8 protein-coding genes and 2 pseudogenes are annotated in these 7,969 nt (G+C 37.2%); 6 read left to right on the forward strand and 4 right to left on the reverse strand.

Features of this window, described 5'->3' with window-relative positions; genetic code table 11:
- From WFK35_RS18180 to WFK35_RS18190, 3 genes are all read left to right on the forward strand, one after another.
- Positions 1-356, forward strand: a 356-nt coding sequence (locus tag WFK35_RS18180) for an NAD(P)H-dependent oxidoreductase (RefSeq protein WP_336733763.1), incomplete at its 5' end; no start/stop codon positions are given.
- A complete protein-coding gene (locus tag WFK35_RS18185; protein WP_336733764.1) occupies positions 356-643 on the forward strand; it encodes a putative quinol monooxygenase in 288 nt (95 codons plus the stop codon). The genes WFK35_RS18180 and WFK35_RS18185, both read left to right, overlap by 1 nt.
- Positions 644-695: 52 nt before the next feature.
- The gene (locus WFK35_RS18190) at positions 696-1,448 is read left to right on the forward strand and encodes a type 1 glutamine amidotransferase domain-containing protein (protein ID WP_336733765.1); all 753 of its coding nucleotides are present in this window, start codon (positions 696-698) and stop codon (positions 1,446-1,448) included.
- A gap of 279 nt (positions 1,449-1,727) precedes the next feature.
- Here WFK35_RS18190 and WFK35_RS18195 read toward each other — a convergent pair whose 3' ends face one another.
- Both WFK35_RS18195 and WFK35_RS18200 read right to left on the reverse strand, forming a co-directional pair.
- Positions 1,728-2,171 (reverse strand): carboxymuconolactone decarboxylase family protein, encoded by a 444-nt coding sequence (locus WFK35_RS18195; RefSeq protein ID WP_214588781.1) that lies wholly within the window; start codon positions 2,169-2,171, stop codon positions 1,728-1,730.
- Positions 2,172-2,236: 65 nt separating this feature from the next.
- Positions 2,237-2,809, reverse strand: a complete 573-nt coding sequence (locus WFK35_RS18200) for a Crp/Fnr family transcriptional regulator (protein ID WP_336733766.1) — start codon at positions 2,807-2,809, stop codon at positions 2,237-2,239.
- A 68-nt stretch (positions 2,810-2,877) separates the two neighbouring features.
- On the opposite strand from WFK35_RS18200, the gene WFK35_RS18205 reads away from it, so the two are divergent.
- Complete coding sequence (locus WFK35_RS18205; RefSeq protein ID WP_336733767.1) at positions 2,878-3,243, forward strand: DUF1304 domain-containing protein; 366 nt, start codon at positions 2,878-2,880, stop codon at positions 3,241-3,243.
- Positions 3,244-3,486: 243 nt separating this feature from the next.
- Here the strand turns inward: WFK35_RS18205 and WFK35_RS18210 are convergent, their stop codons facing one another.
- Together WFK35_RS18210 and WFK35_RS18215 are read right to left on the reverse strand one after the other, a co-directional pair.
- Positions 3,487-3,954 carry a thioredoxin family protein gene (locus WFK35_RS18210; protein ID WP_336733768.1) on the reverse strand — a complete coding sequence of 156 codons (468 nt, stop codon included), beginning with the start codon at positions 3,952-3,954 and terminating at the stop codon, positions 3,487-3,489.
- Positions 3,955-4,152: 198 nt separating this feature from the next.
- Positions 4,153-6,222 (reverse strand): TonB-dependent receptor plug domain-containing protein, encoded by a 2,070-nt coding sequence (locus tag WFK35_RS18215; RefSeq protein ID WP_336733769.1) that lies wholly within the window; start codon positions 6,220-6,222, stop codon positions 4,153-4,155.
- A gap of 122 nt (positions 6,223-6,344) precedes the next feature.
- Here WFK35_RS18215 and WFK35_RS18220 point away from each other — a divergent pair.
- Both WFK35_RS18220 and WFK35_RS18225 read left to right on the forward strand, forming a co-directional pair.
- A pseudogene (locus tag WFK35_RS18220) lies at positions 6,345-7,532 on the forward strand (homogentisate 1,2-dioxygenase).
- 199 nt (positions 7,533-7,731) lie between these two features.
- Positions 7,732-7,969, forward strand: a pseudogene (locus tag WFK35_RS18225) (4-hydroxybutyrate CoA-transferase); the annotation flags it as partial.

The raw sequence follows: 7,969 nt of genomic DNA on the forward strand, positions 1-7,969 counted from the left end.
TCACCGCAGGACACGCCAAAGGAATTTATATGAGCGACGGAAGAAGCGCCGATAATCCAAAGATCAATTACGGAACGGGAGGAATGCTTGGCGGAAGAAAATATATGGTAACTACAAGCTGGAACGCGCCTGCAACCGCATTTACGCTACCGGGAGAATTTTTTAATGAAACCAGTGTAGACAATGGACCGTTATTTGGATTCCACCGGATGAATGCTTTCGTTTCTCTAGAAAAATTAGAAAGTTTCCACTTTCATGATGTCGAAAAAAATGCAGATGTAGAAAGAGATATGAAACTGTACAGAGAGCATCTTACCGAAGTTTTTGAAAAAGAATTAAAACCTCAGCTGGCGTAATGAAGATTTATTTAACAGCCGTTATTAAAGCAAAAGAAGAATACAGAGCCGAAGTTCTGGAAGTTCTTCAGAATATGGTAAAAGAGACCGTGAAAGAGGAAGCCAACGAACTTTATACGCTTCACCAGGGAATCGAAGATAAAAACCAGTTTGTATTTTATGAAATCTGGAAAAGCAGTGAAGGTTTAGCAAAACATAACGAGCAGCCTTACATCAAAGCTTTCGGCGAACTGGTGGATGAAAAGCTTCAGGAAAAACCACAGATTTATTTAACAGAAATAATTTAAAATACTATTAAATAACTGAATTTCAACAGTCTATTTAACAGTAAATATCAGCATGAAAAAATTAACATTACTCGTCCTTGCCATCTTTATGGCAGGATTTATGCAGGCACAAACCAAAAAGTTTAAAAATATGGAAAAGAAAATTTTATTCGTCATTACCAGTCATGGGACAAAAGGCGACACCGGTGAAAAAACAGGATATTATCTGGGGGAAGTGGCTCATCCATGGGAAGTTCTTCACAAAGCAGGATATGAAATAGATTTTGTAAGTCCGAAAGGCGGTACTTCTCCGGTAGACGGATTTGATCTGAAAGATCCTGTAAATAAAGAATTCTGGGAAAACGAAAAGTATAAGAACAAGATCGATCATTCCATGAAACCATCGGAAGTGAATCCTGAAGACTATAAAGCAATATTTTATGCGGGAGGTCATGGTGCGATGTGGGATTTTGCAGACAACACCGAACTGGCTTCCATCGCTTCTCAAATTTATGAAAACGGCGGTGTGGTTGCAGCAGTCTGCCACGGTCCGGCAGGTTTGGTCAACATCAGACTGAATAACGGAAAATATCTGGTTGACGGTAAAAAGATCAATTCTTTCACCAACGAAGAAGAAGCTGAAGTGAAATTAACCAATGTGGTTCCTTTCCTTCTGGAAGATAAGCTGAAAGAAAGAGGTGCAAAATTTGAGAAATCCGGACTTTGGCAGGTTCACGCAGTGAGCGACCAGAGGGTAATTACCGGACAGAATCCTCAGTCTGCGAAAAGTGTAGGCGAAGAAATTCTAAAGGAATTGAAAAAATAAACAGAATAGTTTAAACAAATTTCAGAATAAACCGCAAAAGGCACAAAAGATAATGATAAAGCGAATTTCCAGAATAATCAAAGTGCTCAAAAGAATAAAAATCAAAGATTTTTAAAAACTATTGTGACCTTTTTTATTTATAATCACCAACTTTAAATAAAAGTTAAGTTGATCTTTTTTGACTTTTGCGGTTAAATAAAAAGTTTAAACAGACTTAATAATGAAAAGAGCTTTTCAGATATGGAAAGCTCTTTTGTGTTTACCTTTTGTATTAAAAATCTATTTCCCAATCGGCATATGGGTAGAAATTGCAATTCTGTTCCACATATTAATGACAATACCTGCCATAATGATATCTGAAATCTGGGTTTCATCAAAAAGTTCTTTTGCCTTCTGATAGGTTTCTTCGGTTAATCCTTTCTCACTGATTAACGTAATTTCTTCCGCAATCATCAGAATAACCTGCTCTTCCTCGGTATACAGTTCTTTTGCATCTCTCCACGCATTCAGAAGGAAAATTCTTTGCGGTGTTTCGCCGTACTTCAACGCATCTTTCGTATGCATATCCAGACAGAAAGCACATCCGTTGATCTGCGAAGCTCTGATTTTGATTAATTCTTTCTGAATCGGACTTAAAAAGCTGTTCTGAAGAGAAGTTTCCATGCCTATTCCCGCTTTGTATGCAGCAGGATGAACGGTTGTCCAGTTGAATCTTGCACTCATAATATTTTGGTTTAAATTTCTGAGACAAAGTTCCGGTTTGAAGTCTGTAAAAATCTTAAACTGGTTTAAGAACGTAATTTCGCTCTGATTTCGCTTAAATATTCCGGAGTAAAACCTAAAAAAGAAGCCACTAAATATTGCGGAATTCTCTGAATAAACCACGGATATTGGGTACTGAAATGCACATACAGTTCTTCCCTGGAAAATTCGTAAAGATAACGGATGCGTCTTTCTGAAGCGGCATACGCTCTCTGATAGATCATCCTGAAATAGCGCTCCATAACGGGATGCTTTTTCAGCAACTCTTCCTGATCTTTTAAATCAATTTTTAAAATGTGTGATTTCTCAACCGACTGGATGGAAAAGTTGGAGACCCCCTGTCTTTCGTACGCAAAAGTATCGGTGATCCACCAGTTTTCAATTGCAAATTCCGTAGTCTGCTCCACTCCTTTTTCACTGATGAAAAATTTTCTCAGACAGCCTTTTACCACGAAATACATCGACCGGCAGATTTCTCCTTCGGTCATCAGATTCTGTTTTTTCTTACTATCCATCGGCTGAAAAAATGAAAGAATGGAAGAAAATTCATCATCGGTTACCTGAATAAATTTTTCCAAATGCTGCCTGAAAGTTTCCATTTTTTTTGAAAATTGTATAACCAAACTTAACTTTATTTTTTTAGTTTTACAAAACAAAAACGTAAATTATGGAAATTGTAGCTAAAATACTCATCGCCGCTGTTGCCCTCGAACACCTTTATATTCTCTGGATGGAAATGTTTGCCTGGGAAACCAAAGGAAAAGAAGTTTTCAAAGCAGCCTTGCCTCCCGAAATGTTTAAACCGACCAAAGGTTTAGCCGCCAATCAGGGACTATACAATGGTTTTCTTGCAGCCGGACTCATCTGGTCATTCTTCATTGAAGATCCGAAATGGCAGACGAATATCGCTTTATTTTTCTTAGGATGCGTTGCCGTTGCCGGAATTTACGGTGCCATTTCAGCAACAAAGAAAATCTTTTTTGTTCAGGCGTTACCTGCAATTTTGGCGATTGCTGCAGTGATTTTAAAATAAAAACCCCTACCGCCGATTTTATACACTTCATCATTTTGAAGTAAAAATTTCCTCTCTATTAAAATAAATGAGGAATATTTGTATTGGTGACCTTTCGTATGCTGAGCGGAGCCGAAGCGTACGGTAAGAAGACTCCTTATTTCCTCTCTAATAAAATATTTGTGTTGGTAACCTTTCGTACGCTGAGCGGAGCCGAAGCGTACCGTAGAAATCTACAAGTTCCAATCAATCTGCTAAACAAAATCATTTGTTCAAAACCTCTTTGAGCTTCTTCTTTAATCCCGCAGGTTTAAATAACCCTTCATAATATCCAATCAAATTTCCATATTTATCCAGAATAATCCACACAGGATAAACCGGCTGACTTTTATTTTTTGATAAAGCCAGAGCCAGCTCATGAATTCCCGAGTTTCCGTTAGGCAGATAATGATATTCTTTTCCTAAAAAACTGATGTTCTCTTTTGTTTTTTCAGTTTCAAAATTGATAATATAGAAATGCTGATTGATGAGTTCAACCAGTTCTTTATCCTTATTTAAATTGAATTTCTCGATTTTACAGACGCCGCACCAATCGGTATAAAGATGAATAATGATGGGTTTCGGATCTTCCTTCTGCTGAATTTCCAAATCCGAAAAAGTGCCGGTTTTCATCTGCGAAAGACAAAAACACGGCACCAACATTAAAAATAAAAATATCGTTAGGCTTTTCATTTTATATATGTTTTTTCTTATAAAAATCTTTTAAACGCAAAGTTTTAATTTTTTCTATTTCATATAAGTGAGCAAAGATGGATCAACAGGTTGATTTGATGAAGCTTTTCTTTACGCTTCGTGAAGCAAATTTATTTGCTTTTGATTTCTAAAAATATTCTTGTTCATTAGAAAAATCTTTGCGTTAAAAATTCACAACTATTTTAAAGTATATTTCACCCCCAAAAAACCTCTTATTTTCTGCATCGGCGCATATCCGTACGTCGTATCAAAAGTATAATGATAAGGATTGCTTACCGGATCATTTACATTTTTATCAAACGGATCAAAAGGCCGCATCAACGGATCTTTCGGAGTAAAATTGAACAAGTTTTTAATTCCGCAATACACTTCAAATCCGGATTTAAAACTCTTCGAAACCTGAATATTCGCCAAAGTATACAAGGGAGAATACTCCGGTCGGTAATCATTCGGTAAAACCGGCAGCCGCATCGGTCCGTAAAACTGTCCTGTAAAATCCACTGTCAGATTATTTTTGAACTTATAACTCAGATTATAAGTCCCGCTCCATTTCGGGGCATGAAGCTGCTGCGATTTTTCATTTTCCCCATCAAACTTCTGATAAACATCCAGATACGTCACTCCCAGATTAACACTCAAAGGAAAATCAAAGGTATAATCCAGATTTAAAGAAGCTCCTCTCGAAATTCCGTACCCCTGAAGATTATCATAAATAATTTTCGCAGGATCAGAATCGAAACCGCCGACAATTTTGTTGCTGAAATACGTATAAAATGCAGAAGCATCCAAATTAATCAACTGATCTCCAGCAGGAATTTTCCAAACGTAATTTACATTTCCATTGATGGATTTTTCCGGCTTTAAATTCGACTGAATCACCACTTCACGCGAACCCGTTAATGCAGCGTGATCTTCGGTAAACAAATTCACCACACGGAAACCTGTTCCGAAATTGAATCGTACAGTATGATAAGGATTCGGCGAAAATTTCCATGCAAAGCGGGGCGAATGTACAGCATGATGAATTTTGTCATAATCCAATCTGTACCCCAGCAGCAACGTATTTTTCTCATTAATTTCCCACTGATCCTGAATAAAAGCTCCAACAATCGGCGACCTCATCGGTTCGTTGGTTAATGCGTCCACAGACAATGTTCCCGGCGTATTGTCATCATAGTATGTCTTTTTAAACGTAACCCCAAGAATCAAATCGTGGTTTCCGAATTTTTTATCCCAATATGTCTGGGTAAAAGCCACTTTCTGATTCGCCAGAAAAGGATTATCGCCGTAAAAAGAATTCTGGTCATGAAAATTATAGGATAACTGGGTCATAATATTTTCTTTCAAAGGCCATTGATAGACCCCGAAAGCTTCTACCCTATTCGTATAAATACTTTCTCCATATACCTCATTGCTCCCCCGATAAGATCTATTCCACTGCATTTCTCCGCCAAAACGGTCTTCATATAAATATCTCAGAGCAAAACTCGCCAATCGGTTTTCCTTCCTACGGAAATTCCATTTGTTAAAAACTGAAATCCTGTTCTGCAAAGCTCCATCTATAAAATTATCTTTATTAAAATCGAATCTTTTTGTATAGTTGAAATAATTCATGCTCAACAGCGAAGCGACATTCTTTCCCAAATTAAATTTCGTGGAAAGGTCTACATTATTTTCACTCCAGGTTGTCGTCATGAGATCAACACTTAATTTGGGTGCAGTCAAAGCATTTTTAGTAATGATATTGATGACACCGCCCATTGCTTCGGAGCCATAAATAGAGGAAGCAGGACCTTTTACTACCTCAATCCTGTCAACCAGACTATTCGGAATTCCGCTCAGTCCGTAAACGGTGGACAGCGAACTGACAATCGGCATTCCGTCAATCAAAATCATCGTATAAGGACCTTCCAGTCCGTTGATGTGAATATCTCCCGTATTGCAGACGGAACAATTTAACTGAGGTTTTACTCCATTCACCATGGAAATGGCTTCAAAAATGCTCGGCGTCGGGTTTTTCTGAAAAAATTTCTGCGAATAAATTTCAACATTTACAGGACTTTTTGATTTGCTGATTGGTTTTATCGTTCCTGTAATCACCACATCATCAATATCTCTTGTTTTGATTTTTGGATTTAAAACTTTTGCAGAATCCTGCTCTTTCGACCCATTCAAAGCCAGACTGTCCGTTTCCTGTGAAAAGCAGAACCCAGAAAAGAAGATTGCAGAAAATAATATTCGCCTCATGAAATTATAATTGTTAGACAAAGCTAACAATTATTTTTTAATCACAAAACTCAACTGAAAAATATTATTAAATTGAATTCATGAAAAAGTGTTAAATTTGAGAATCAACATATAAAAGTAAAATGAGATATCATCAGTCGGGAAATATTCCCCAAAAAAGACACACGATTTTCAAATCTCCTGAAGATAAATTTTACTATGAACAGCTTTTCGGGACGGAAGGTTTTCATGGAATTTCTTCGTTATTGTACCATATTCACCGTCCGACACAGATAAAATCCATCGGTGAACCGAAAGATGTAGCCCCGAAAATTGCTGTTGAAAAAAATGTAACGCCAAGAATGTTTAAGGGAATGAACGTAACTCCCGAAGACGATTTTATGGACAGCCGCAAGTTCTTAATGGTAAACAACGACCTGAAAATGGGACTGTCGAAGCCAAGAAAATCTATGGATTATTTCTATAAAAATGCTGAGTGCGATGAGCTTTTATACGCTCACAGCGGAAACGGAATCTTAAAAACTTTTGTGGGAAATCTTGAATTTTCTGTGGGGGACTATTTAATTATTCCGAGAGGAACGATTTATCAGGTGGAACTGCATTCTGATGATACGGTTTTCTTCATTTTGGAAAGCCATTCTCCAATCTACACTCCGAAAAGATACAGAAATGAATTCGGACAATTATTGGAACATTCTCCTTTCTGCGAAAGAGACATCATCACTCCTACTTTTGTGGAACCGAAAGACGAAAAGGGAGAATTTTTAATTAAAGTAAAAAAAGAAAACCAGATTACAGACTTCATCTACGCAACACATCCTTTTGATGTTGTGGGATAGGACGGTTATTTTTATCCTTACAAGTTCAATATCAAAAACTTTGAGCCGATTACGGGAAGAATTCATCAACCGCCTCCGGTTCACCAGACTTTTGAAGCCCATAATTTCGTAGTCTGCTCGTTCTGTGCAAGAATGTACGATTATCATCCACAAGCCATTCCGGCTCCTTATAATCACTCGAATATTGATTCGGATGAGGTTTTATTTTATACGGAAGGCGATTTCATGAGCCGAAACCATATCGATTTAATGGATTTCACGCTTCACCCTGGAGGAATTGTTCACGGACCGCATCCGGGAGCTATGGAAAGAAGCATCGGTAAAAAATTCACGGAAGAATATGCTGTAATGGTAGATCCTTTCAGACCTTTGAAAATTACGGAAGAAGCTTTAAAAGTGGAAGATCCTTCTTACAAAACTTCATGGCTGGAAAGCGAAGGCAACCATCTTGAAGACCGTTCTCAGGAGTAATAAAGCTTCTGGCGACTGGCTTCCGGCTTTTATCACTGAAATTATTATCAAAATATATTGAGGACTGAATATTAATATTTCAGTCCTTTTTTTTGAATCAATTTAATTAAAACATGATAAAAATCTTCGAATAATAAGACTAAGTAAAAACAATATGAACTATCTTTAAGACTAAGAAAAATTCATAAAAAATTTCAATATGCAAAATTACATCAGCGCAGAAGAAGCTATTTATACCATTAAAAGCGGAAACCGTGTATTTTTTCACGGAAGCGCCTGTACTCCGAATTACTTAATTGACGAACTAGCGAGGCAATCCCATCGTTTGGATAATGTAGAAATGGTTTCCATTACCCAGCAGGGAAATGTGGAAATTGCAAAACCTGAGTACAAAGACAAATTTTTCGTTAATTCTTTATTTGTTTCGTCTCCTGTAC

The sequence above is a fragment of the Chryseobacterium sp. VD8 genome (assembly GCF_037149975.1).
Taxonomy (GTDB): Bacteria; Bacteroidota; Bacteroidia; order Flavobacteriales; family Weeksellaceae; genus Chryseobacterium; species Chryseobacterium indicum.